Raw genomic sequence first — 20,981 nt, forward strand, 5'->3', positions numbered from 1 at the left:
TCACCGTGACCGGATCACCCCTTCGGCGGACGTCGGAGTGACTTTCCGAAGTGGCGCGGGTACCGGCGGAGATCCTGCCTTCGCAGTTTCCCGCCGACAGGAGCCGCGCTTGTCCGTCACCGCACCGGTCCCGCGACCCCCCTCCTCGAACTCGTCGAACTCCTCGAACTCCTCGAAACCGGATCGCCGGTTGTGGCCACGCCCGACGCGGGGGTCGCACGGGCTGCGGGCCACGCTGGTCGTCGCCGTCGTGATGGTGGTCCTGATCGCGGTTCCCTACCTGCTCAACCGCTCCGTGGTCGGCGCCGCGCCGGTGCGGGCCGGGCAGGTGGTCACGCTGGGTACGTTCCGGTACCAACCCGCGCTCGGCTGGCAGGTCGACCGGGGCGCGTCCCAGGCCGATCTGGTCAGCGTGCTGGTCAAGGGGGCGACCACGTATCGGCTGACCCCGCTGGGTCGGCAGTCCTCGACGGCGGGCGCGTTCCGGGCCGCGGCGCGCCGCTACGCGGCCACCGGGCGCGGGCGGGTGGGCGGCGACCCCGCCGCGGTGACCACCGCGCGCGGCCTCACCGGCCTGGTCGCGCCGATCACCGGACACACCGTGGCCGGCACGCTGACCGTCCTGGTCGCCGGCGGCCAGGGACTGGGCGTGTCGCTCACCGCCCGGCACACCGCGCCGCTGACCGCCGCGATCGCCGACGACGTGGTGACCATGCTCGACTCGGTGGAGGTGGCCGCCTCGTGAGTGTGGCTCCGCTGACCGACCGTCGCGGTCGCCGGGACGCGGGCGGCATCGTGCAGCCCGCGCGCGCGGCGTTCTGGCTCTATCCGATCGTGCTCGCGCTCGGCGCGGCGAGCGTGGTGCCCAACTTCGTCCGGCTGTCCTCGGCGGCTCCGTCGGGTGCGCTGGTGCTGAGTGTGGTGATCAACACGCTGTGGCTGATCCCGGCGCTCGCGGTGATCACCCACCTCGACCTGTTCGAGCGCGAGCCGCTGTCGTTCTGTGTGGCGGCGGTGTTGTGGGGCGGCCTGGTGGCGACCGGGTTCGCGCTGGTGGCCAACGACAACCTGCTCAGCTATCTGGCCAAGCTGGATCCGGAGTTCTCCACCGACTGGGGCGCCTCGATCTCCGCGCCGATCGTCGAGGAGACGCTGAAACTGCTCGGCGTGGTGACGTTGATCCTGATCAACCGCCGGGTCTTCGAGAGCGTGCTCGACGGCTTCGTGATCGGCGCGCTGGTCGGCCTGGGCTTCCAGGTCGTGGAGAACATCCTGTACGGGCTGAACGCGGCGATCCAGTCCGGCGAGATCTGGACCGGCGGCGTCGTGGCCAGCTTCTTCGTCCGGGCCGTCGTCAACGGGCTGTGGAGCCACGCCGCGTTCACCGCGATGACCGGCGCGGGCGTGGCGTACGTGCTGGTCGGTGTGCGTCGGCCGTTGCCGGTGCGACTCGCCGCCGCGATCGCGCTGTACGTGGTCGCCTGGGGCCTGCACTTCGTGAACAATTCGCCGCTCGCGGAGATCGTGCTGCGGCGCACCGACTGGTATCTGACCATCGTGCAGATCGTGCTCAACGGCCTGGTCGCGCTGGCCGTCGCGAGCTATGTCTACCGGCTCGCGGCCCGGCAGGAGTTCCGGCGGTTCGCCCGCGCGGTGGGCGACGAGCCGGAGCTGCTGCCGCTGCGCGAGTTGGCCGCGCTGGCCTCGAACAAGACCCGGAAGGACGCGGTGGAGGCGGCCCGACGCGAGCACGGGCGCAAGGCGGCCCGGGCGCGCAGTCGGCTCCAGCGCGCGCAACTGGGCTTCGGGGTGGCGCTGTCCCGGTCCGCCGACCCGGTCCACGATCCCGGGGTGGCGCGCTGGCACCGGCGGATCGACCGGGCCCGGGCCCAGGTGGTGGCCGCCGACGCGGATCCGCCGCCGCACGCCCCGACCGGGCGGGCGAAGCCCCGACCCGAGACACCTCCGGGACCGGAGGTACCGGAGGTGCCGTAGGTCGTGGCGCCGAGGCCCGCGGTCACCGGCAGGTGCGCGGGTCCGGGGCGCCGGCGGTGTCGGTCCGTCGGGGTTGTTCGTCCCTCGGTGTCCACTCGGCCTCTTCGAGGTCGGCGAGCGCGTTCTCGCGCAGCAGATCCGGGGGTGCGGTGCCGATGTCGCGTCGGCCGAGCGAGCGCACCACCAGGAGCACGGTCAGGCCGAGCAGACACGCGGACACGGCGAGTACGACGAGTCCGTCCATGGTGCTCCTCCCTACCTACCCGTAGGGCGGTTGCCATCGGGCAGCCACCATGAGGCAGTTGCTCTCCATGGTCCCGTGTGAAGCGGACAATGTGAACCGACCGGAGATGAATAGCGGGCGTCGGATCACCCGGCCCGCGGCACCGGCGAGAATGTCCGCATGCGCGCACACCTCGAAGCCATGGACCGCAATCTCGCCGAGCACGCGTGCCACCTGCACCGGGTCACCCCGGGGATGCGCGTGTTCGAGGACGACGAGGTGATCGTCGCGGACAGCGGCCTGGGCCACGACACGTACAACATCGTCGCGGGCACGCGCGCGAGCGCCGAGACGCTGGGGGCGGTCGTCGAACGTACGGTCCGCCGGGTCGCCGCGACCGGGCGGCCGTTCTCGTGGTGGGTCACCCAGGGGTCGCGGCCGGTGGACCTGGCCGAGCGGTTGCCGGCGTACGGGCTCCCGGTCGGCGAGCGCGAGGTGGCGATGTGGGCGACGTTGTCCCCGAGCGCGCCCGGCGTGGCGCAGCGGCCGGCGGGGCTGCGGATCGAACCGGTGCGCACGCGTGCGGGGTTGCTGGACTATGCGACGGTGCTCGCGTCGTTGTGGACGCCGGCCGTCCCGGAGGTGGTGCGCTTCGCCGAGCTGACCGCCGACGCGGCCCTGCTCTCCGCCGCGCGCTACCTGGTGGGCTACGTGGACGATCGTCCGGTGGCCACCGCCGAGGTGTTCCTGCACGCCGGCGTCGCGGGCGTGTACAACATCGCGACCGTGGCCGCCGAGCGCCGGCGCGGCTACGGCGCGGCGCTGACCCGGGCCGCGCTCGACACGGCGATCGCGGAGGGGCACTCGGTCGCGGTGCTCCAGGCCTCGGCGGAAGGCGAGCCCGTGTACCGGAAATCGGGCTTTCGGGTACTCGGGCCCGTCACCGAGCATGCGATCGTCACGTGAACCCCCGGTGGTGGGAGCTTCCGCCGCCGTGAACCGCCGGCCGAACCCGGTGGCGGAGGTCGCCCCGTGCCCTCCGACACGGTCACGGCTTCCCGCCGCCGGGCGCTACGCGAGCAGTTCCGGGTGCAGTGCCTCGACCATCCGGCGCATGCCGTCCTTCCAGTGCACGGTGGTGCGGCCGGTGATGGCGTGCATCGCGGTCAGGTCGAGGGTGACCGAGTCGATCGTCTCGCTCGTGGCATTGAACTCGGGCTGCACGCCGGTGAGTTCGGCCAGATAACCGCACCACTCCTCGATGCTCACCGGGTCGCTGCCACCCCAGTTGACGGTGGTCACCTCGGGAGTCGCCGCCGCGAACAGCGCGGGCAGGGTGCCGGCGATGTCGTCGACGTGGATCGGGTGGTAGATGCTGGGCGTGTTCGAGTGCACGTCGACCGGCACGCCGCCGAGCATCATCTCCAGGTGGATACCGGGCCAGCCGCCGTTGTCCCCGTACGGCACGGACAGGCGCGCGATCGTGGTCGGCAGCGCGAATCGGCGGGCGCCCCAGCGCGCGGCCCCCTCGGCGGCGATCTTGCAGATGCTGTACGTCTCCAGGAACGACCAGACCCGGTGGTTGTCGCCGAGCGCCGCGTGCTCGGCCAACTCCTTGTGGCCGGCGGGCTGGTAGACGGCGGTGGACGAGCAGTGCAGGAAGGCACGGGCCGCCCGGTGATGCTCCATCAGCGACAGTACGCCGCCGGCGTTCGCGTCCAGGTCCAGATTCCAGTCGCCGTTCTTGGCCACCGCGAAGTTGACCACGTAGTCGGCGTCGGCGGGCAGGGCGGCGACGTCGCCGGCGGCCAGGTCGATCCGCACGCAGGTGACGCCCGCGGCCTCCAGGCGGGCTCGGGCCTCGTCGTCCTGGAAGCGGGCGGCGCCGTAGACCTCGTTGTCGCGCGCGAGGATCCCGGCGACGGGTTCGGCGACCTGGCCGGTGACGCCGGTGACGACGATCTTGGCGCCGCTGAGGGGGGTTGCCATGGGGACTCCGTTGTCGTGTCTGGTGTTTCGTGTCCCGCGGCCGGCCGCTCGCCGAGCGCCGTACGGCCGGGAAACCCGGTCCGGCCGGGGCCGTGGGGGCGGTCGGGGCGGGCGTGGCGGCACGTTAGTGCAGGTTGCGATCAGGTGGAAGGGAGAGGAAGCGGGGAAAGGGGAGCGGGAAGGGCCCGGCGGGTGGGAAGGGAACCGGTGGGGAACGGGTCCGGAACCGTGCGGGAACGGCCGAGGGAACGAGGGCCTTCCCTTATCCGGGGGTGGATGCGGAACGGAGATGGTCGATCGGCCGTCTCTGCGGACGGGGGGATCGACTTTCGGGGGCAGCGATGAGTGCAACGGGGCACTGCCGACTGTGCGGGACCGAGGTTCCGGACGAGCGTCACGGGTACTGCGAAGGGCCGCTGTGCGGAGCCGATCTGGCCGGCCAGCGGGTGGGCGATCCGGGGGTCGCCGTGCAGGTCGGGTTCGAGCGCGCCCGGGTGGCGGCTCGGCCCGGGGAGGTGGTCGAGGCACGACTGTTGGTGCGCAATCGGGGCCGGCGGGCCGAGCGCTTCCGGATCCGGGTGTTCGACACGGAACGGGTCGCGGTCACCGAGCCGGAGCCGGGCGCGCCGATCGGGCCGGGGGCCGAGGTGGTGTGGACGGTTCGGTATCGGGTCCCGCGCGACCCGGGCCCGTTGGCCGCCGGGCCGGCCGCGGCGGGGCCGGGTGGGGCCGCCGACGCGGCGTCCGGGCTGTACTACGCGGCGGTGCGGGCCGAGGCGGTGCGGGACGCGCGCGTGGGCGCGGCGGCGGTGCTCGACGTACGGATCCGCGGCGAGACCGATGGCGCGGGTCGGATTCGGGCGATTCGTGCGCCGATCCCGCGGTGGCCGGCAACATGTCCGGAATGAAGGCATCGCTGTCGTTCACGTGGACCCTGTCGGGTGCCGGTTGGGCCGACTGCGTCATCGCGGACGCGAACGCGGAGGCGCAGATGCTCGTCTCGTACGTCACCCCCGCGCCCGAGGAGTTGATCGGCGCGGTGACCCGGCTCGCACTCGGCGAATCGGGTGACCACAAGGTGATGTTCGAGGCCGAGCCGAACGGCTTTCTGTGGCACCTGAGTCCGGACGGGGACGCGGTCGAGATCCGGATCGTCGAATACCCCGACACCTCGCGGCGCTCGCGACCCGGCGCGGTGCTCTGGGAGGCGCGGCACCCGATCGAGGTGGTGGCCCGCTGCGTGCTGCGCGGCTTCGATCGGGTGGACGCCGATCGTGGCGAGGACGGGTGGTACGCGGACTGGAAACGGCCTTTCCCGCGTCGGGAACTGGAGCAACTGCGCCGGGCGCGGGAGAAGTCGCGCGCGTGAACGCACGTCCGCGCGCCCGGGTGGGCGCGCGGACGTGCGGTGGATCGGGCCGTGCCGGGCGGCGCGTCGTGCGACGCCCGGCACGGTTCAGGCCGCGGTGCCGGCCGTCGCCTCCCACGGCCAGCGTGCGTCCCGGCCCGCCTCCAGGAGCGAGACCATGGTGAACGCGGCGTCGGTCAGGCCGCCGAAGGTGTGCCGGTTGCGGCTGCCCGACGGGGCGTGCCCGGCCTGGTAGCCGGCCAGGTTCCAGGTGTACAGCGGAATGTTCGCCGGGACGGACCCGGTCACCTCCCGGGTGTCGTGCCCGGCCTGCTCGTCGGTGACGATCAGCACCCGGTCGTGCGCCCGATACTCCCGACGCAGCGCCAGAGCGGTGTCGGTACCGCCGCCCAGGAAGTAGCCGTCCTGCTTCCAACGGTCCAGCGAGCGCAGCAACGACTCGCCGCGACGCATCGGGTAGGTCTTCGTGTGTGCGCCGGGCTTGTCCTCCCAGTACCGCCGGGTGCTCGAGAAGGACACCACGTCGGCGTACCCGCATCGCTGACCGATCGCGATGCCGAACAGTGCCGCCGCGTCCCAGCGCATCAGCGTGCCGTCCCGGGAGAAGCCCGACTCCATGCTGGAACTGGTGTCCACCAGGATCAGCGTCCGCCCGGGCAACTTCGGCACGTTCGCCAGCGCGTGACCGAGCGCCCGCTCCAGCGGGTACGCCCAGCGCAGCGACGGCGCGGCACGGTGCGCGGACAGGAACCGGAACGGCAACTGCCGCGAACGCGCCACCTCTTCGGGATCCGCCAGCCTGGCCGCGACCCGCGCGGCGAGGACGTCGTCGACACCGGCCTCGTCGAAGTTGCGCAGGTTGCGCAGCAGCGCCATGTAGCCCATCGACGGAATCACCGCCGACCACGCCGCCGCGTCCATCGGCCCCTGGAGCCAACCCGCCAGCGCCTCCCAGGTGATGCCGGCGGCCCGCAGCCGCTCGGCCGCGTCGGGAGCGCGCAGCAGCGCCGCGCGCTCGGCCGCGGGCACGGCCATCAGCTCGGCGCGCGCGGTGAGCACCGGGTCCGACGCGGGCGGTGTCGCCGTGTCGGGGTGGTGCCGGCGATCGAGCGCGTAGCCGAACAGCGCGCCCTGCCACGGCTTGTCCGCCGCCGGGCGCGGGTGGGTCAGGTTGAGCACGTCGGCGAAGCGGTAGCCCTTGCTCGCGGTGTCGTACTTGAGCAGCGCGGGTGAGGTGTACAGCCGGCGCACGGCGTCCTCGATGCCGCGCTTGATCGGCTTGGGAATGGCCCGCCCGTACCGCGAAGTCCAGTAGCCCAGCAGCTCGCCGGGCTCGTCGGCGCGGCGCAACACCGCGTCCACCGCCCGGCGGGACAGCCCCGGCAGCCCGAACTCCAGGCGGGCGCGCGTCATTTCGGCGGCACCGACGATGGCGGCGGTACGCATGTAGGCGTCCCGGCGCAGCCAGGTGAGCAGGCCGAGCAGCCATTCGCCGTCGTACACCGCCAGTTCGTGGACGAGCTGGGTGAACCGGTCGTCGCGGGTGCCGCCGCTCTCGTAGAACGTGTCGGTGCCGACGAAGTTCGCCACCGCGAGCAGGAACAACTCACTGCGCGCGTCGCGGGTGTAGCCGGTGCCGCCCTGGTGGGTGACGGTCTTCGGGCCCGTGCTGCGCACCGGCGAGACGAGGGCCGGACGGCTTCGGGGCAGGTTGAATCGAGACATGGTGATCCCCCGTGGAACGTGGGGGAGGTGGCAACGTCGAGGTGCCCGAGATCGAGGCGATCGGGCTTCAAGGCGCTCTACCGCTGAGCTACCGCCGGCGAACCGGCGACCGGGACTCGAACCCGGGACCACCCCAACAAAAGGAAGAATTCCCGGTCTGCGCACCGGGCACCCCGACGTTGATCCTCCCGAGATCGAGATGACGCGCGGCGGTGGGACCAGGTCCCACTTCTGGGAAGGAAGTAGCCGCTCGTCCGCGCACCGGGAGGTGCGTTGCTTCGTGTTCGAAGCCTAGGGGCGCGGTACGGGTGGGCGACATCCATTTTTCGCGGCGGTGCGGAGGCGTCCCGTATGGGATTCCCGGTCTCGGGTGGGCGACCGTGTGGGTGGTGCGACGCTTGGGTGTATGAGCGTTTCCGCCGATCCGTGCGCCGCCGGCCGCACGATCCACCCCGACGGCCGGTGGTCGCGGGTGCGGGGGTGAGCTACGGCGTGGAGTACCACGTCGAGGCGGAGGCGATCCGGCGTACGCTCCCGGCCGCCGCGCGGCGGGCCTGGGCGGAGTTGGAGCGGCGGCTGCGGCACGACCCGTGGACCGCGGGCGCGCGGATGAGCGGCGGGTTGCGCGACACCCTGGAGGCGGCCTTCGCGGCACACGGGTTCGCGACGTACATCGTGCAGGAGAACCGGGTGATGGTGAGCGTGATCAACCTGGTGTGGATCGGCTGAGGCGGCGGGGTTCGGCCGGCGCGGGTTGGTACGCCCGGGTCGGGGACGGCGTCGACGAGGCATTCGTGGAGGGTTGGGAGGGCTGTTCGGGACGTGGGGGCTGGTGTCATATCGTCTGGAAAACGGTGATCGTGATGGCGGTGGGACCGGACGGGAGACAGCGGATGATCACGGAGCAGGGATTGGTGGCCGAACGGTTCGAGGAGAACCGGGCGCATCTGCGGGCGGTGGCCTATCGCATGCTCGGTTCGCTCAGCGAGGCCGAGGACGCCGTGCAGGAGACGTGGCTGCGGCTGGATCGTTCCGACGTCTCCGGCGTGGAGAACCTGGCGGGTTGGCTGACCACGGTGGTCGGCCGGGTGTGTCTCGACATGCTGCGCTCGCGCAAGTCCCGACGCGAGGACGAGTGGGACACGCACGTCCCGGACCCGATCGTGACCGATGCGGACGGGGCCGACCCCGAGCGGTCGGCGGTGCTCGCCGACTCGGTCGGGTTGGCCATGCTGGTCGTACTGGACACGTTGCCGCCCGCCGAGCGGCTCGCGTTCGTGTTGCACGACATGTTCGCGATGCCGTTCGACGACATCGCGCCGATCGTGGACAGGTCCGCCGCCGCGACGCGCCAGCTCGCCAGCCGGGCCCGCCGTCGGGTCCAAGGCGCGGCGCCCAAGCCCGATCTGCCGCGCCAGCGCCGGGTGGTGGACGCGTTTCTCGCGGCGTCGCGCGGCGGCGACTTCCAGGCCCTGCTCGATCTGCTCGACCCCGACGTGCTGCTGCGCGCCGACACCGGGGACGGCGCGCTCGGAGTGTCGCAACTCGTCCGCGGCGCCCGCGCGGTGGTCGCCCAGGCGCTCTCCTTCGCCCGGATGGCGCAGTACGCGCGGCCGGTGCTGGTCAACGGCGCCCCGGGGCTCTTCACCGCGCCGAAGGGCCGGCCGATGGGGGTCATGGACTTCACGATCGTGGGCGACAGGATCGTCGAGATCAACATCCTCGCGGACCCGCGGCGCCTGGAGCGTCCGGAGCTTCGGGACCTGGGGTCGCCGTCGGAGTAGTCGCCGGAGCGGGGGGTGGGTCGATCCCGGGTGAGCGAACGGGGCGCCCGGGGTCGACGCGGTGCGCTTCGGGGCGCCGTCCCGCGTTCGGCGTCCGGGCCGGCTGCGGGATCCGGCCGTCTATCCCTGTCGTGGTGGGCGGGACAGGCCCGTGCCGCCCGGGGCGATCAGGCCGCTCTCGTAGGCGAAGACGACCGCCTGGGCCCGATCGCGGAGGTCCAGTTTGTCGAGGATGCGGCTGACATGCGTTTTGACGGTCTGCTCGGCGAGAAAGAGGTGGGCCGCGATCTCGCCGTTGGAACGCCCCTGCGCGACCAGTCCCAGCACCTCGGTCTCGCGCGGCGTGAGCTTGCCCAGGCGGGTCGAACTCGGCCGGGTGATCGGGCGGTTGCGGGCGAAGTCCTCGATCAGCCGACGGGTGATCGAGGGCGCCAGGAGCGCGTCGCCGGCGGCGACGATGCGCACCGCCGCGATCAGGTCGGCCGGGGACGCGTCCTTGAGCAGAAAACCGCTGGCGCCCGCGCGCAGCGCCTCGTACACGTAGTCGTCGATGTCGAACGTGGTCAGCATGAGCACCCTCGGCAGCGGGTCGGACCCGCCCGGCGCGCCCAGGAGTTCGCGGGTCGCGGCCAGACCGTCCAGGACCGGCATGCGCACGTCCATCAACACCACGTCGGGCCGCGTCTCGCGGGTCAGCCGGATCGCCTCGCGCCCGTCGGCCGCCTCGCCGACCACCTCCAGGTCCGGCTGCGCCGCGAGCAACGCGGCGAAGCCGGCGCGGATCATCGACTGGTCGTCGGCGATCAATACGGTGGTCATGCCACTCCAGGGGTTGACGGGGCCGAGCCGGCGGCGGCCGGCGGCAGGGGAAGTACGGCGGCGACGCGGAAGCCGCCGTCGGGTAGCGACTCGGTACGCAACTCCCCGGCCAGCATGGCGACTCGCTCGCGCATGCCGATCAGACCCTGGCCGCCGACCCCCGGCCCCCGGCCCGAGTCGGTCTCGGCGGAGGCGGGTTCGACGGGCCGACCGCCGTGTGTGGGCGCGGAGTTGCGGACGTCGATGCGCAGCGCCGAGGCGTCGCCGGACAGGGTCACCCGTACCGCGGCGCCGGGCGCGTGCCGGACCACGTTGCTCAGCGATTCCTGGACCAGGCGGTACGCGGACAGTTGTACGCCCACCGGGACCCGGTCCGGCGCGGGCACGGTGTCCGTGATGGACAGGTGCGCGTCCAGGCCGGCACGGTGCGCGGTCTCGATCAGCACGGGCAGGTCGGCCAGGCCGGGTTGCGGGCTGTGCTCCGCTCCGGCGGCGCCGTCTCCCGTGCCGGTGTCCGCGTCCTGGCGCAGGACGTGCAGCAGTCGGCGCATCTCGGTGAGCGAGCGACGCGCCTCGGCGGCGATCGTGCCGAACTCGTCGACGGCGGCGGGTGGCAGGTCGGCGATCCGGTAGGGCGCGCTGTCCGCCTGCACGGTGATCACCGACATGTGGTGGGCGACCACGTCGTGCAACTCGCGGGCGATGCGGGCGCGTTCCTCCAGGAGGGCGCGTCGGGCGTGTTCGGCCCGGCCGATCTCCTCGACCAGGACCAGTCGGCGCTGCGCGTCGCCGCGACTGCCGATCGCCTCGGCGGTGAGCGGGGCCAGGGCGGACAGGATCGAGATCGGCAGCAGTTCCTCGGCGCGGATCGGGCCGCGCGTCGCGGCGAGCAGGACGCCCGACGCGAGCAGGGCCAGCCACAGTACGAGGAGCACCCGGCGCGGGGCCCGCAGGGCGACCACGGTGAGCACCACGACCAGGGAGAACACCGACGTCACCGGCCACGGCCACGGCTCGGCGGAGGACACCGGGTGGGCGGGTACGGCGGTGGCGATCGCCGCGGCCAGGGCCAACCACCAGGCCGGCAGCGGGCGATACAGGCACAGCAGGACCGGGACGGCGCGGGCGATCGCGGCGATCGTCGTCCCGGCGGCGCCCAGGTCGTAGTGCTGGTGGAGGTCGAGCCACCCCACGACCGTGATCACGAGGGCGGCCAGGGTCAGCACCCGCACGGTACGGCGCGTGGGCGGGAGCGGGGCCACCGAGGAGGGCGACACCGCCTCGCGCAGCGCGGACCGGATCGTCGCCGGCCGAACGATCTTCACGGTTGGTGATGGTATGCCGGGAACTGGTGGTCGGTGGGACGGAGCGGGGGTCGAGCCGGCTTCGAGGGTCTTGTGCATGGTGGCGTCCGGGGGTCGGCGCGGGGATGCGGCCGGGTGGGGGGTGGCGTGGGTCCGGGTCGGGTTTCGGTGGGGTCAGGCTCCGTCTTCGCTGCGGAAGGTGCGACGTGCACCGGCTGCCCGGAGGTTGGTCAGGCCCTGGATCAGGCACAGGCAGACGGCGAAGAAGGCGAGGGCGCCGATCGTGTGCACGGCCCAGACGCCGGCCAGGGTCGGGCCGCCCCACGCGTCGTGATAATCGGTGTGGCCGTACCAGATCGGGTAGGTCAGGTTGCGGATCGTGTTGCCGTAGGCGTACGCGGCCAGGACCAGCGTCGGTACGCCGAGCGCCGTGTCGAGGATGGCGTGGCGGAGGATCCGGACGGCGCCCGGGGCGGCGGCCCGATCGTTCGTGGCGCCGATGTGGTGGTCGCCGCCGGTGCGCGGGGCCAGGAATCGGCGGGCCGCGGCGAGTTGCAGGCGCCCGGCGCGGGACGAACGGCCGCCGAGCGTCAGGACGATGCCGATCAGGCCGAGCGGCAACGCGAGGAACGCGTACGCGGAGCGCCGGGCGGCCTCGGACACCGACGCCGGCGCGAACCGGCGCGGCGGGCGACGGGCCCGGGTCGGGGTCGAGGCGGCCGGCGGGGTGCCGGAGGCGGGGCGGCTGGCGGTGGATGCCATGGCGGGTCCTTGGGGTGGGTACCGGGAGCCGGGCACGAGGAGTTCGGCGGGCCGGGGCGTACCGGTTCGTCGCCGGTGGGCGCTCGGTCGGCGCCGTGGACTCCACGCTAGGAGGCGGGCCGCCGGTGGGCATCACACTGCGGCGCCAACCCGGGAGTGATACCGGGGTAGGGGGTCGACGGCCGGCCGCGATGGGTGCGGGTCGCCATGCGGGCGTCGGTCCGGCGGCACCGGCCCGTGACCTCGGACGCCTCTCCCGTACCGTCCGGTGAACACGTTGGTAGGTTGATCGGTGTAGTCGATCATCAGGGGGATGAGACATGACCGGACGCGTGCGACCACGTTTGCGGCGGGGGCTGGGTACGGCGGTCGGCGGCGCGGTGCTGCTGCTGGTGACCGCCGCATGCGGGAACGGGTCGGGCTTCGGCGATCGGGGCCTGGGCGAGGAGGCGCCGAGCGGGGGCGGGGGCGGCGGCAAGGCCTACGCCGGAGCCGCGGCGGCGGTCTTCGCCGCGGTGGACAAGGTGCACGGCACCGAATCGGTCGCGATCACGGTGCAGCAGAAGTTGCCCGGCGGCCAGGGCTCGAACGCGCAGGGCGCGATCAAGTTCGGTGACGCGGGCGGGCTGCGGATGACCATGTCGATGCCGCAGGGCGTCGTCCCGGGCATGCCGGCGAAGATCGAGACGCTGGTGACGCCGACGGCGATGTACATGAACATGGGCCAGGCGCTCGCCGCCGACACCGGCGGCAAGTCCTGGCTCAAGATGGACTTCACCGCCCTGGGCTCGATGGACAAGACCGGTGCCCTCGCGGCGGTGGGCGAACTGCTGAACAAGGGCCTCGGCCAGCAGGACCCCACCAGTCAACTCTCGTTGCTCAAGGGGTCCGGCGACATCGCCGAGGTCGGCAGGGAGGACCTGGCCGGTCGGCCGACCGTGCACTACAAGGGCACGGTCGACATGGCCAAGGCCGGCCAACTCGGCGCGGAAGCACTCGGGTTGAGCGCCAAGACCCTGGAAAGCCTGCGCGCCGCGAACGAGGCGATCGGAGCCACGTCGTCGACCATCGAGGTGTGGATCGACGCCAAGACCGACCTCCCGGTCCGGCAGTCGGTGCGCACGCCGACCAAGGTCGGCGAGGTGGGCAGCACGGTGGACTACCGGGACTGGGGAACCAGGGTCGACGTGACGCCGCCCCCGGCGAGCGCGACGGTGGACTTCCGGGAACTCGTCGACAAGGAGCGGGGCGGGGCCGAGGCGGCCTGACCCGGGACCGGGTGTCGTAGCGGACGAGCGTGGCCGTCGGGTCGGGTGACCCGGCGGCCGCGGCGGGTTTCGGCCTGGGGCCGATACCGCAAGAGTGGGTGACCCGCCGAGATCGAGGCGGCAGCGGAGACCGGGACTCGAGGCCCCGTACATTTCACCGCCCTTGCGGGCTCCATGGAGTATCCGCGACCTGCGCACCGGGGGTCGGGCGAAACCGTAGCGCGCGAGGGCGGTTCGGCGCGCGGATTATCCGGCGGGGCGTGCCCGGGCCCGATGCGTAGGGGCCGACACGGCGGCCCCTACGGCCGGTCCTCGCCGAAGGTCAGGAGGAGTGCGCGCGGGTCTCGGCGTCCTTCTTCGCGTAGTGCTCGCGCTCGCGCCGATCCGCGCGCAGGATGCCCCGGATCACGAACGTGAAGCCGACCGCGACCGCGAGGAAAGGGGTGAGTTCGGCGAAAGCGCCGAGTGCGTCCAACACGATGACTCCCAAGGGTGGTGCAGCCGGCCGACCGCGCCCTCGGCAGTACCGAGGGCACGAACCGGAGACGGCTCGCTCCGCCGTTCGTCGTCCGAGCGGCGGGACAACCCTACCGCCCGCCCCCGCGTCAACCACCGGCGACCGTGTACCTCGGACGGAGGACCCGGTCCGGCGCTCGGGCCGCGGCTACCGGGCGGGCCACGATCGTGATTGACTCGCCGGCGTGTCGCTCGACCTCATCGTTGTCTACACGTCGCGGCTCGACGCGTGCCACGAGTTCTACGCGTCGCTCGGCCTGACCCTGGTCCGCGAGCGGCACGGCAGCGGTCCCGAGCACTACGCCGCGACCCTCGCCGACGGCACCGTGGTGGAGCTGTATCCGGCGCGCCCGGACCGGTTGACCGGCTATCTGCGGCTCGGCCTCGTATTGGCCGCCGACTCGCCGCTCCCGAGGGGGCGCCATCTGTTGACCGACCCCGACGGGCGGAGCGTGGACGTACGCGTGGGGTGAGTCGACGGGGTCAGCGGGGGCCGCCGGTGGCCTCGGCGAAGCGGCGCAGGTCCTCGACGTGCGCACCCCAGCCGTCGCGGTGGGCGGCGGCCAGGTTCGCCCCGTCGGGCAGGCGGCTCCAGCCGGTCTCGCGGACCCGGAGCTGGGTGCCGGGGCGGGCCCTGGTCAGCTCGATGGTCACCGTCGTGGACACGGCCCAGTCGTCGTCGGCCCAGGTGAAGCGCAACAGCCGACAGGGGTCGAGCGTCTCGACCCGCCCGGTGGTCAGCCGCGCCTCGCCGTCGGCCCCGCTCCAGCGCTCCGAGAGCCGGCCGTTCACCCGTGCGTCCAGGTCGAGATAGCTCCACCACATGGCACGCGTGTCCGGGTCCACGAGGGCATGCCACACGGCCTCGGTGGGCGCGGCGATCACGACACTGACCTCGACGAGCGGTTCACGGACCATGAACCAACCGTAGATCTCACGAACACCCACGTCAGCCCACGAACGGTCCGCTGAAGGTCAAGACTGCACCACCCCCGCGCGCCCCCGCGCGCCCCCGGGAGGGAGCCGACTCCGGCGCGCGCGGAGAAGGGAGGCGCGGAGGACGATCGGGCCGGCCGGGGCGAGCGAAGCCGGCCCGCCCTGGGTCGGCGCGGGATGTCCGTGCGGTTGTGCCGCGTCCCGGAGGTACCGGGGGTGGAACGACCTTTGTTCGTGTGGCGGCATCGTGGGCGCGGGGATCCCGGGGATTGTCGATTGGGGACCTTCCCGGATGGGGAACGCACAGCACAGGACACGTGCGTACCCCGCGTCACCGGCCCTCGGGAGGATCCGCCCATGCCGCACCCGCCGATCGCAGATCTGCGAAGCGCGTTCACCGCCTCCGCCAAACCCGGCAGCCAGGACTGGCCCAGCCTCGCCGACTTCACCGTGTTCGCCGCCGCCGGGCGCACCTGCGGCCGGGCCCCGCTGATCGGTCTGCCCGGCTGGACCTGCGACGACGCCGCGCGGGTCCTGGCCCTGGCCGAACTGGCGGCGCGTACGCCCCACCACGATCTGTCCGCACACCTGCGCACCCTGTACTGGCGCGGCGACGCGCACGAACGCCGGGCCGTGCTGCGCGCGTTGCCCTACCTCGGGGTCACCGGGCACGACCCGGCACTGGCCACCTCCCTGGTCGCCGACGCCCTCCGCACCGGTGACCCCCACCTGATCGCGGCGGCCCGCTTCGCGGGGACGGAGGACGTCACCGAGCCCGGATAGCCGGCGGCGTTGCCCGACCCGGCCCGGTGTGGTCGCCCGGGTCGGGGCGGGCGCGGGACGCCGCCTACCATCCGCCGTGCCGCCGGGCGTGGAGTTCGGCCGCCGCGTGCCACCAGCGCGGCGGCGACGCACCGGTGACCTCGGCGGACGGCTGATCGGGATGCAGGCCGAGCCGGCGCAGCGCCTCGGGAGGTACGCGGATGACGTACCAGCACTGCCGACCACCGTCGGGATCGGCGCCGCACACCAGCCCGATGTGGATCTCCTCGTCGGCGAAGGGCATCCAGTCGATGCCGCGTTCACGCAGTCAAGCGCGCACGGCCGCCGCCGGTCGGAGGCAGCCCCGCAGGTTCCGATACACCGTGATCGTCAACCACCCGTCACCAGGTCTCTCCATGGTGACGATGATGCCGGCCGGTCCGGGGGAGCGTCCCGAATCCGGCCGCATCGGCGATCGAGCGGATCCGCGCGCCGGCCGGCTCGGGCGGCGAACTCGTCGTGCGCGGTCGCGAACACGGGTCCGACCGGACCCGTACGTGTGGCGGCTGCCGGGGTGGTGGGGCGCGGTAGATTCGATCGGATTCGATCACGAACCGATGGGTGAGGGAGTACGCATGGCCTCGATCCACCGCACCACCATGACGCCCGGAAAACTGGAACTGCTCGCCGACTGGCTGCCCCGGCAGGGTTGGTACGCGGGCGGGGCCGAAGCGCCGGAGCCGATCAGGGCCGGCGGATTCCGGCTGGACGACCCGGCGGGCGAGGTCGGGATCGAGTTCATGATCGTGGTGGACGCCGGCGGCCCGGAGCCGGTCGCGTATCTCGTGCCCATGGCCTATCGCGGCGCGGCGCCGGCCGACGCCCCCGACGACGCGCTGATCGGTACCTCCGAGCATGGCGTGCTCGGTACCCGGTGGATCTACGACGGCCTGCGGGACCCGGTGGTGATGGGGCAGTTGCACGCGGTCCTGCGCGGCGAGGCGACGCCCCAGAGCCAGAGCGAGAGCGACACCCCGGACCCGACCGTGACGGTGCACGGCGGCGGCGCGGCCGGTGTGCTCGACGTTCGGGTGAACCGGGTCCTGCGACCCGTCGAGGCCGAGGACGGGCCGTCGGGCAGCCTGGTCGCCGGCTGGACCCGGCCGGACGGGACGGCCGTGCGGGGAGTGCTCGCGACCTTCGCGTCGCGGTAGCCGCGCGCCGAGCCCGGCGCGCGGCACGGGACGATTGGCCCACGGCGTGCGACCACGAGGTGCGGCGGCACCGACCCGGTCGGTGCCGCCGAATCGGGTCGGTACCGCCGCACCGGCGGCCGGTGCCTACGGGGAAAGCTCGGCCAGGGAGTCCGACCACGCCGCGCACAGATCGTCCGCCAACCCGGCCGGGAGACACGTGTCGACCAGCGCCGTGATGTGCATCGTGTCGTCGAAGGAGCCCAGGAAGACGCCGATCGGGGCGCTCCGCGGCACCCCGCCGAGAGGGATCGCGTCGAACACGGGGGAGCCGCGGAAGGCGTACGAGTGGCGGGGCCAGTGGTGCACGGAGCCGGCGGCCAGGTCGATCTGCCAGGGGGACACGGCGGTACGGAAGCCCCAACGGTCGACGGGCGGGGCCTTGTCCTCGGCGACCAGGTGCAGGCGACGGATCGGGTCGGCCTGATCGCACGGCAGGCGTACCCGGGCCGGCCGGGCGTGGTTGCCCGGCTCCGGCGCGCCCAACGTGCCGGACGGGGACGGCACCAGCGCCCAGACCGGCCGCACGCCGCGCCGCCACGGTACGCCCGGGCAGGTGCGCAGCGCGCCCGCGAGCGCGGCGAGGAAGACGTCGTGCGGGCCGACCCCGCGACCGTGCCGCGACGCCGCGTGCAGGCGTTCCGGATCCAGGTCCAGCCAGGCCATCCGCCGCGTGCCGGTCGCCCCACGGGTCGCGAACGGCCGGGTGGACGGCGGCGACAGGCGGCGCACGTGGCCGCGGACGCCGAGCACGGCGGGCCCGAGCGGGGTCACCGCCGCCGCCTCGATCGGCTCCACCCCGAACAGCCGCCGGGCCACCTCGACCACCGACGCGTCGTCGAGCAGCGCGTGGTGCGCCTTGAACACCACCGCCCACTCGTCGCCCGCGTAGCCGTGCACGAGCCGCGCCTCCCACGCCGGACGGTCCCGGGGCAGCCGATCCGCCAACGACGCGTCGACCGCCGCGCCCAGCCGTCCCGGGCCGACCGGATACACGTGCACATGCCGATCCGGGTGCACCGGCCCGCGCCGCCGATGCGTGCCGTCGGAGCGGTAGGCCAGGACCGGCACCCGCCACAACCGGGCCGCCACCGCCTGACGCAGGTCCGCCACGGTCGGCGCCAGGCCGCGAAAGCGCAGTACGGCGCCGAGTTCGACCGATCCGGCCCGGTCGCCCCGCCCGGGATCGCGATACGCCCGCTCCAACGCGGTGTCGCGCCGCCCGCCGCGCCCCGGCCGGACACAGTCCACCAGGTAGTCCCGATCCACCGCGGTCGCCGACCTCGGCTCGCCGAGCAACGCCCGTACCCCCGAGTCGTCATAGCCCCGACGGTGCGTCAGATACGGCGTGCACGCCGCGTGCGCCTCCGCGAGCCGTTCCACGCCGGTCGGCCGCGCGGGCGGCTCGTCGACGAACCGCAGGCGCACCGGCAGGAATTCGGCCAGCACCTCGCGGACCACCTCGACCGGGACGTCGTGCGGATGCCGTACGTGGTAGGTGTCCACCCCGCCGGAGCCGGTCAGATCGGCCAACCGGGTCATCACCCGCGCCGCCTCGTGCACCGGCATGAAGTTGAGCCGGCCGTCCGGCGCCGCCGGTAACCGCAACACCGGCCGCATCCGCCCCGGCAGCCGCGCCGCCCAGCCGAACGCCGCACACCCGCCGGTCGCCTCGGCTCGCTCCACCACGTGCCGCAGCGAGTTCGCCGGCACCCCGGGACGATCCGAGACCAGCGTGGTCGGCCGCAGGATCAACGCCGAACGCCCCAGCCGCGCCGCCCAGTCCCGGACCAGCGTCTCCGCCTCGTACTGGGCCCGCTCGTAGTCGTTCTCGAAACCCGCCGAGTCGTCGGCCGGTTGCTCCTTGATCGTGCCGTCGCGACGGGCACCCGCGACGTAGGCGGTGCCGATGTGCAACACGCGCGGTCGCCGCCGACCCGCCTCGGCCAACTGGAGGAGGTGGCGGGTGCCTTCGACCGTGTCGCGCCGCAACTCCGCCGGCGCGGCGTCGGGTCGGCGGTCGCCCGCGCAGTGCCAGATCACGTCGATCGAGTCGGCCAACGAGGTGAACTCGGGCCCGGCCAGGCCCAGTCGCGGCAACGTCGGATCGGTTTCGACGATCCGCAGCCGCTCGGGCAGTCGCCGTACCAACTCGTCGGGAGCGGCGGTGACTTCCAGAAACGCCCGGATCCGGTCGAGGGCGCCGCGCGAACCCGCGTAGGACAGGACGGTGATCGTACGGTGGCGGTCCAGCAGTTCGCGGAGCAGATGGAGACCGAGGAATCCGGTGGCTCCGGTGATGGCGACGCGCATGGCTCAGCCAACTCCTTGCAGGTGTTCACAAGCGGCCTGACGGGACGTCACGTCGACGGTCTCGACGCGCGGCGAGTCGGGCCCGATGGCGCGCTGCGCCGGGGCATGCGTGGTCAATGTCTTCCCTGGGACGAGTGGGTTTCGTCAGGACGCTAGTCGCCGTACGACCATCACCCACGCGGTATTGGGCCAACCGATGCCGGTGTCACCCGATCGGGTTCACGATCGGCGGGATGGAGCGCTCGACGACGCGACGGCCGGTCGCCGGGCGGTCCGGGGCGGGGCCGTCGCGTCCCGTGTCCGGTTGCCTCGGTCGGGTGGCCGGTCCGGTGCCGCTCCGGCCGAGGTGCCGGCCGGAAACCAACGATTGTGCCCTGCCCGGTGGGTTGGCGCCCCCGAAAGAAGCTTTCTTGACTGTTCGCGCCCGGTGGCGCGGTCGTCGGGTACTACGGTCTGAAGCGAGACGAGGGCCCCGGGCCCGGCCCGGGACGCGTCACGACCAGGGGGCATACGCAGATGGACACTTCCCAGGCCGGGGCCACGGTGGCTGCGGTGGGAGCGATGGAGTACGGCAGCCATTGCTGTTTCGTGTCGGCCGACGAGGACGTCACGCGGCTCGCGGTGCACAGCTACATCAGGGACGGGCTGTCCGCCGAGGACCGGGTGTTGTGCCTGCTCGGCAGGCGCGACCGGGCCTGGCTGATGAGTGCTCTGTCCGAAGGACCCACCCGACCCGACGACCGCGAGGCCGACGGCTCGCTCGTGGTCGTCGATGTCGGCCGAACGCCGTTATGGGACGGCGAGTTCACGCCCGAGGGGATGGCCGAGACGTTCTTCGCGGCGGTGGATCAGGCACTCGCCGACGGCTTTCGCGGCCTGCGCGTATGCGGCGACATGACCTGGGGTCGGGCCGGCGGCGTCGAACACGCGGACCTGCTCGAATTCGAACGCCTCGCCGGCCTCGGCCTGCCGAGTCGCCGGGCGATGGGCATTTGCCTGTACGATCCGCGCGAGTTCAGTTCGGTACAGATCGACGCCCAGGAACGGCTGCACCCGCTCGTCGCCGGCACCGGCCGCGCGCGTCCGCCCACGCTCCAGGTCACCGACACCACCAAGGGGTTGCGCCTGGTCGGCGAGGCCGACGTGGGTACCCGGGACCTGCTGGAGGACGCGCTGCGGCGCGCGATGGCCCACTCGGGCCGGGACCTGGTCGTCGACCTGTCCGCGCTGGAGTTCGCCGACCTCGGCACGATGGAATCGTTGTATCGGGCCGCCACCGCCCTCGGCCCGGACCGGCACCTGGTCCTGCGCGCCGCGGGTCCGGCGGTCCGCAAGGTGGTCGACCTGCTCGGGTGGAGCGGGGCCGGCGGCCTGATCGTGGACGAGGACCGACCTTCCGGGGAGTGTAGTGGGGGAGCGCAGTGACCGGCCCGAACCGTGATCGCGCCCACGCCCGCGCGCGGATCGGTGCCGGACCGGTGGAGGTACTGCCGTTCGGCGCGTCCGACCTGTGCCTGGTCCGCGCCGTGGTGCGCCGGCACGCCGACGCCGTCGGCCTGGGCGACGACCGCCCCGACTGCCTGGTGCTCGCGGTACACGAGATCGCCGCGTGCGCCGTCACCCCGGACTCCCGGCCCGCGCTGCTGCGTTGTGTGCCCGGGGCGGGCCGGGTGGTCTGCGAGATCCACGCGGCCGGTGACGAAGGGGGCGGGGCGAACGGCGGCCGTGCCGAGGGTGGTTGCCGTCGACGCGCGTTTCCTCGGCTGACCGACAAGCAGGAGACGCCGGGACGCGGACTGTGGATAGCGCGGGCGCTGTGCGACGAGGTCGAGGTGGCGGAGTGCGCCGAGGGCGTGGTGGTGCGGATGACGATGCATCTGACCGGGTCGACGGGGGTGGTCCCGACCGAGCTTGCCGGGCGCTCGGAGACGGAGGGTGAGCTGCGCTGATCGGGCCGCCGCCG

23 protein-coding genes are annotated in these 20,981 nt (G+C 73.1%); 13 read left to right on the forward strand and 10 right to left on the reverse strand.

The window, feature by feature from the left end:
* Window positions 1-109: 109 nt before the first annotated feature.
* Both EMA17_RS52350 and EMA17_RS47570 read left to right on the forward strand, forming a co-directional pair.
* The gene (locus EMA17_RS52350) at window positions 110-745 is read left to right on the forward strand and encodes a hypothetical protein (protein ID WP_160161828.1); all 636 of its coding nucleotides are present in this window, start codon (window positions 110-112) and stop codon (window positions 743-745) included.
* On the forward strand, window positions 742-1,995 hold the full coding sequence (locus EMA17_RS47570; protein ID WP_160161829.1) for a PrsW family intramembrane metalloprotease: 1,254 nt from the start codon (window positions 742-744) through the stop codon (window positions 1,993-1,995). Before EMA17_RS52350 ends, EMA17_RS47570 begins: the two co-directional genes overlap by 4 nt.
* 22 nt (window positions 1,996-2,017) lie before the next feature.
* On the opposite strand, the gene EMA17_RS47575 is transcribed toward EMA17_RS47570, so the two are convergent.
* The gene (locus EMA17_RS47575) at window positions 2,018-2,239 is read right to left on the reverse strand and encodes a hypothetical protein (RefSeq protein ID WP_078974373.1); all 222 of its coding nucleotides are present in this window, start codon (window positions 2,237-2,239) and stop codon (window positions 2,018-2,020) included.
* Between the two features lie 159 nt (window positions 2,240-2,398).
* Here EMA17_RS47575 and EMA17_RS47580 point away from each other — a divergent pair, with 159 nt between their 5' ends.
* Window positions 2,399-3,184: a GNAT family N-acetyltransferase gene (locus tag EMA17_RS47580; RefSeq protein ID WP_246127358.1), complete on the forward strand. Its 786-nt coding sequence runs from the start codon at window positions 2,399-2,401 to the stop codon at window positions 3,182-3,184.
* 105 nt (window positions 3,185-3,289) lie between these two features.
* Here the strand turns inward: EMA17_RS47580 and EMA17_RS47585 are convergent, their stop codons facing one another.
* A complete protein-coding gene (locus EMA17_RS47585; protein ID WP_126643466.1) occupies window positions 3,290-4,207 on the reverse strand; it encodes an NAD-dependent epimerase/dehydratase family protein in 918 nt (305 codons plus the stop codon).
* A gap of 341 nt (window positions 4,208-4,548) precedes the next feature.
* On the opposite strand from EMA17_RS47585, the gene EMA17_RS47590 reads away from it, so the two are divergent.
* On the forward strand, window positions 4,549-5,115 hold the full coding sequence (locus EMA17_RS47590) for a hypothetical protein (RefSeq protein WP_126643467.1): 567 nt from the start codon (window positions 4,549-4,551) through the stop codon (window positions 5,113-5,115).
* Window positions 5,112-5,576, forward strand: a complete 465-nt coding sequence (locus EMA17_RS47595) for a hypothetical protein (RefSeq protein ID WP_126643468.1) — start codon at window positions 5,112-5,114, stop codon at window positions 5,574-5,576. The genes EMA17_RS47590 and EMA17_RS47595 overlap by 4 nt, the downstream gene beginning before the upstream one ends.
* An 87-nt stretch (window positions 5,577-5,663) precedes the next feature.
* Here EMA17_RS47595 and EMA17_RS47600 read toward each other — a convergent pair whose 3' ends face one another.
* A complete protein-coding gene (locus EMA17_RS47600) occupies window positions 5,664-7,301 on the reverse strand; it encodes a TROVE domain-containing protein (protein WP_126643469.1) in 1,638 nt (545 codons plus the stop codon).
* A 480-nt stretch (window positions 7,302-7,781) separates the two neighbouring features.
* On the opposite strand from EMA17_RS47600, the gene EMA17_RS47605 reads away from it, so the two are divergent.
* Together EMA17_RS47605 and sigJ are read left to right on the forward strand one after the other, a co-directional pair.
* Window positions 7,782-8,030, forward strand: coding sequence for a type 2 periplasmic-binding domain-containing protein (locus EMA17_RS47605; RefSeq protein ID WP_126643470.1), 249 nt, complete (start codon window positions 7,782-7,784; stop codon window positions 8,028-8,030).
* Between the two features lie 164 nt (window positions 8,031-8,194).
* Window positions 8,195-9,085 (forward strand): RNA polymerase sigma factor SigJ, encoded by an 891-nt coding sequence (sigJ, locus tag EMA17_RS47610; protein ID WP_126643471.1) that lies wholly within the window; start codon window positions 8,195-8,197, stop codon window positions 9,083-9,085.
* 120 nt (window positions 9,086-9,205) lie between these two features.
* Here sigJ and EMA17_RS47615 read toward each other — a convergent pair whose 3' ends face one another.
* The 3 genes from EMA17_RS47615 to EMA17_RS47625 all read right to left on the reverse strand — a co-directional run bounded on the left by EMA17_RS47615 (window position 9,206) and on the right by EMA17_RS47625 (window position 11,970).
* Entirely contained in the window at window positions 9,206-9,904 is a 699-nt protein-coding gene (locus EMA17_RS47615; RefSeq protein ID WP_126643472.1) for a response regulator, read from the reverse strand.
* On the reverse strand, window positions 9,901-11,229 hold the full coding sequence (locus EMA17_RS47620) for a sensor histidine kinase (RefSeq protein ID WP_246127359.1): 1,329 nt from the start codon (window positions 11,227-11,229) through the stop codon (window positions 9,901-9,903). The genes EMA17_RS47615 and EMA17_RS47620 overlap by 4 nt, the downstream gene beginning before the upstream one ends.
* A 153-nt stretch (window positions 11,230-11,382) precedes the next feature.
* Complete coding sequence (locus EMA17_RS47625; protein WP_126643473.1) at window positions 11,383-11,970, reverse strand: hypothetical protein; 588 nt, start codon at window positions 11,968-11,970, stop codon at window positions 11,383-11,385.
* A 320-nt stretch (window positions 11,971-12,290) separates the two neighbouring features.
* Between EMA17_RS47625 and EMA17_RS47630 the strand changes: the two genes are divergently transcribed.
* The gene (locus EMA17_RS47630) at window positions 12,291-13,238 is read left to right on the forward strand and encodes an SCO4651 family lipoprotein (protein WP_126643474.1); all 948 of its coding nucleotides are present in this window, start codon (window positions 12,291-12,293) and stop codon (window positions 13,236-13,238) included.
* 322 nt (window positions 13,239-13,560) lie between these two features.
* Here the strand turns inward: EMA17_RS47630 and EMA17_RS52355 are convergent, their stop codons facing one another.
* Window positions 13,561-13,716, reverse strand: coding sequence for a hypothetical protein (locus EMA17_RS52355; RefSeq protein WP_160161830.1), 156 nt, complete (start codon window positions 13,714-13,716; stop codon window positions 13,561-13,563).
* Window positions 13,717-13,939: 223 nt separating this feature from the next.
* Between EMA17_RS52355 and EMA17_RS47635 the strand changes: the two genes are divergently transcribed.
* Entirely contained in the window at window positions 13,940-14,227 is a 288-nt protein-coding gene (locus EMA17_RS47635) for a VOC family protein (protein WP_126643475.1), read from the forward strand.
* 10 nt (window positions 14,228-14,237) lie between these two features.
* Here the strand turns inward: EMA17_RS47635 and EMA17_RS47640 are convergent, their stop codons facing one another.
* On the reverse strand, window positions 14,238-14,672 hold the full coding sequence (locus EMA17_RS47640) for an SRPBCC family protein (protein ID WP_126643476.1): 435 nt from the start codon (window positions 14,670-14,672) through the stop codon (window positions 14,238-14,240).
* A 375-nt stretch (window positions 14,673-15,047) separates the two neighbouring features.
* Here EMA17_RS47640 and EMA17_RS47645 point away from each other — a divergent pair, with 375 nt between their 5' ends.
* Window positions 15,048-15,473, forward strand: a complete 426-nt coding sequence (locus EMA17_RS47645; RefSeq protein ID WP_126643477.1) for an EboA domain-containing protein — start codon at window positions 15,048-15,050, stop codon at window positions 15,471-15,473.
* 64 nt (window positions 15,474-15,537) lie between these two features.
* Here EMA17_RS47645 and EMA17_RS47650 read toward each other — a convergent pair whose 3' ends face one another.
* Window positions 15,538-15,756 carry a hypothetical protein gene (locus EMA17_RS47650; RefSeq protein WP_126643478.1) on the reverse strand — a complete coding sequence of 73 codons (219 nt, stop codon included), beginning with the start codon at window positions 15,754-15,756 and terminating at the stop codon, window positions 15,538-15,540.
* A gap of 331 nt (window positions 15,757-16,087) precedes the next feature.
* Here EMA17_RS47650 and EMA17_RS47655 point away from each other — a divergent pair, with 331 nt between their 5' ends.
* Window positions 16,088-16,666, forward strand: a complete 579-nt coding sequence (locus tag EMA17_RS47655) for a maltokinase N-terminal cap-like domain-containing protein (RefSeq protein ID WP_126643479.1) — start codon at window positions 16,088-16,090, stop codon at window positions 16,664-16,666.
* Between the two features lie 126 nt (window positions 16,667-16,792).
* Here the strand turns inward: EMA17_RS47655 and EMA17_RS47660 are convergent, their stop codons facing one another.
* Window positions 16,793-19,018: an SDR family oxidoreductase gene (locus tag EMA17_RS47660; RefSeq protein ID WP_126643480.1), complete on the reverse strand. Its 2,226-nt coding sequence runs from the start codon at window positions 19,016-19,018 to the stop codon at window positions 16,793-16,795.
* Between the two features lie 516 nt (window positions 19,019-19,534).
* Here EMA17_RS47660 and EMA17_RS47665 point away from each other — a divergent pair.
* Together EMA17_RS47665 and EMA17_RS47670 are read left to right on the forward strand one after the other, a co-directional pair.
* Complete coding sequence (locus tag EMA17_RS47665) at window positions 19,535-20,443, forward strand: MEDS and STAS domain-containing protein (RefSeq protein ID WP_126643481.1); 909 nt, start codon at window positions 19,535-19,537, stop codon at window positions 20,441-20,443.
* Window positions 20,440-20,967: an ATP-binding protein gene (locus tag EMA17_RS47670; protein ID WP_126643482.1), complete on the forward strand. Its 528-nt coding sequence runs from the start codon at window positions 20,440-20,442 to the stop codon at window positions 20,965-20,967. Before EMA17_RS47665 ends, EMA17_RS47670 begins: the two co-directional genes overlap by 4 nt.
* The last annotated feature ends 14 nt before the right edge of the window (window positions 20,968-20,981 follow it).

It is taken from the genome of Embleya hyalina (assembly GCF_003967355.1).
GTDB lineage: Bacteria > Actinomycetota > Actinomycetes > Streptomycetales > Streptomycetaceae > Embleya > Embleya hyalina.

Coding starts and splice junctions, on each gene's coding strand:
- EMA17_RS47650 (WP_126643478.1), bottom strand. CDS start 15,756: ATGCCCTTCGCCGACGAGGAGATCCACATCGGGCTGGTGTGCGGCGCC.
- EMA17_RS47580 (WP_246127358.1), top strand. CDS start 2,399: ATGCGCGCACACCTCGAAGCCATGGACCGCAATCTCGCCGAGCACGCG.
- EMA17_RS47615 (WP_126643472.1), bottom strand. CDS start 9,904: ATGACCACCGTATTGATCGCCGACGACCAGTCGATGATCCGCGCCGGC.
- EMA17_RS47655 (WP_126643479.1), top strand. CDS start 16,088: ATGGCCTCGATCCACCGCACCACCATGACGCCCGGAAAACTGGAACTG.
- sigJ (WP_126643471.1), top strand. CDS start 8,195: ATGATCACGGAGCAGGGATTGGTGGCCGAACGGTTCGAGGAGAACCGG.
- EMA17_RS47585 (WP_126643466.1), bottom strand. CDS start 4,207: ATGGCAACCCCCCTCAGCGGCGCCAAGATCGTCGTCACCGGCGTCACC.
- EMA17_RS47645 (WP_126643477.1), top strand. CDS start 15,048: ATGCCGCACCCGCCGATCGCAGATCTGCGAAGCGCGTTCACCGCCTCC.
- EMA17_RS47625 (WP_126643473.1), bottom strand. CDS start 11,970: ATGGCATCCACCGCCAGCCGCCCCGCCTCCGGCACCCCGCCGGCCGCC.
- EMA17_RS47660 (WP_126643480.1), bottom strand. CDS start 19,018: ATGCGCGTCGCCATCACCGGAGCCACCGGATTCCTCGGTCTCCATCTG.
- EMA17_RS47640 (WP_126643476.1), bottom strand. CDS start 14,672: ATGGTCCGTGAACCGCTCGTCGAGGTCAGTGTCGTGATCGCCGCGCCC.
- EMA17_RS47595 (WP_126643468.1), top strand. CDS start 5,112: ATGAAGGCATCGCTGTCGTTCACGTGGACCCTGTCGGGTGCCGGTTGG.
- EMA17_RS47575 (WP_078974373.1), bottom strand. CDS start 2,239: ATGGACGGACTCGTCGTACTCGCCGTGTCCGCGTGTCTGCTCGGCCTG.
- EMA17_RS47600 (WP_126643469.1), bottom strand. CDS start 7,301: ATGTCTCGATTCAACCTGCCCCGAAGCCGTCCGGCCCTCGTCTCGCCG.
- EMA17_RS47630 (WP_126643474.1), top strand. CDS start 12,291: ATGACCGGACGCGTGCGACCACGTTTGCGGCGGGGGCTGGGTACGGCG.
- EMA17_RS47590 (WP_126643467.1), top strand. CDS start 4,549: ATGAGTGCAACGGGGCACTGCCGACTGTGCGGGACCGAGGTTCCGGAC.
- EMA17_RS47665 (WP_126643481.1), top strand. CDS start 19,535: ATGGACACTTCCCAGGCCGGGGCCACGGTGGCTGCGGTGGGAGCGATG.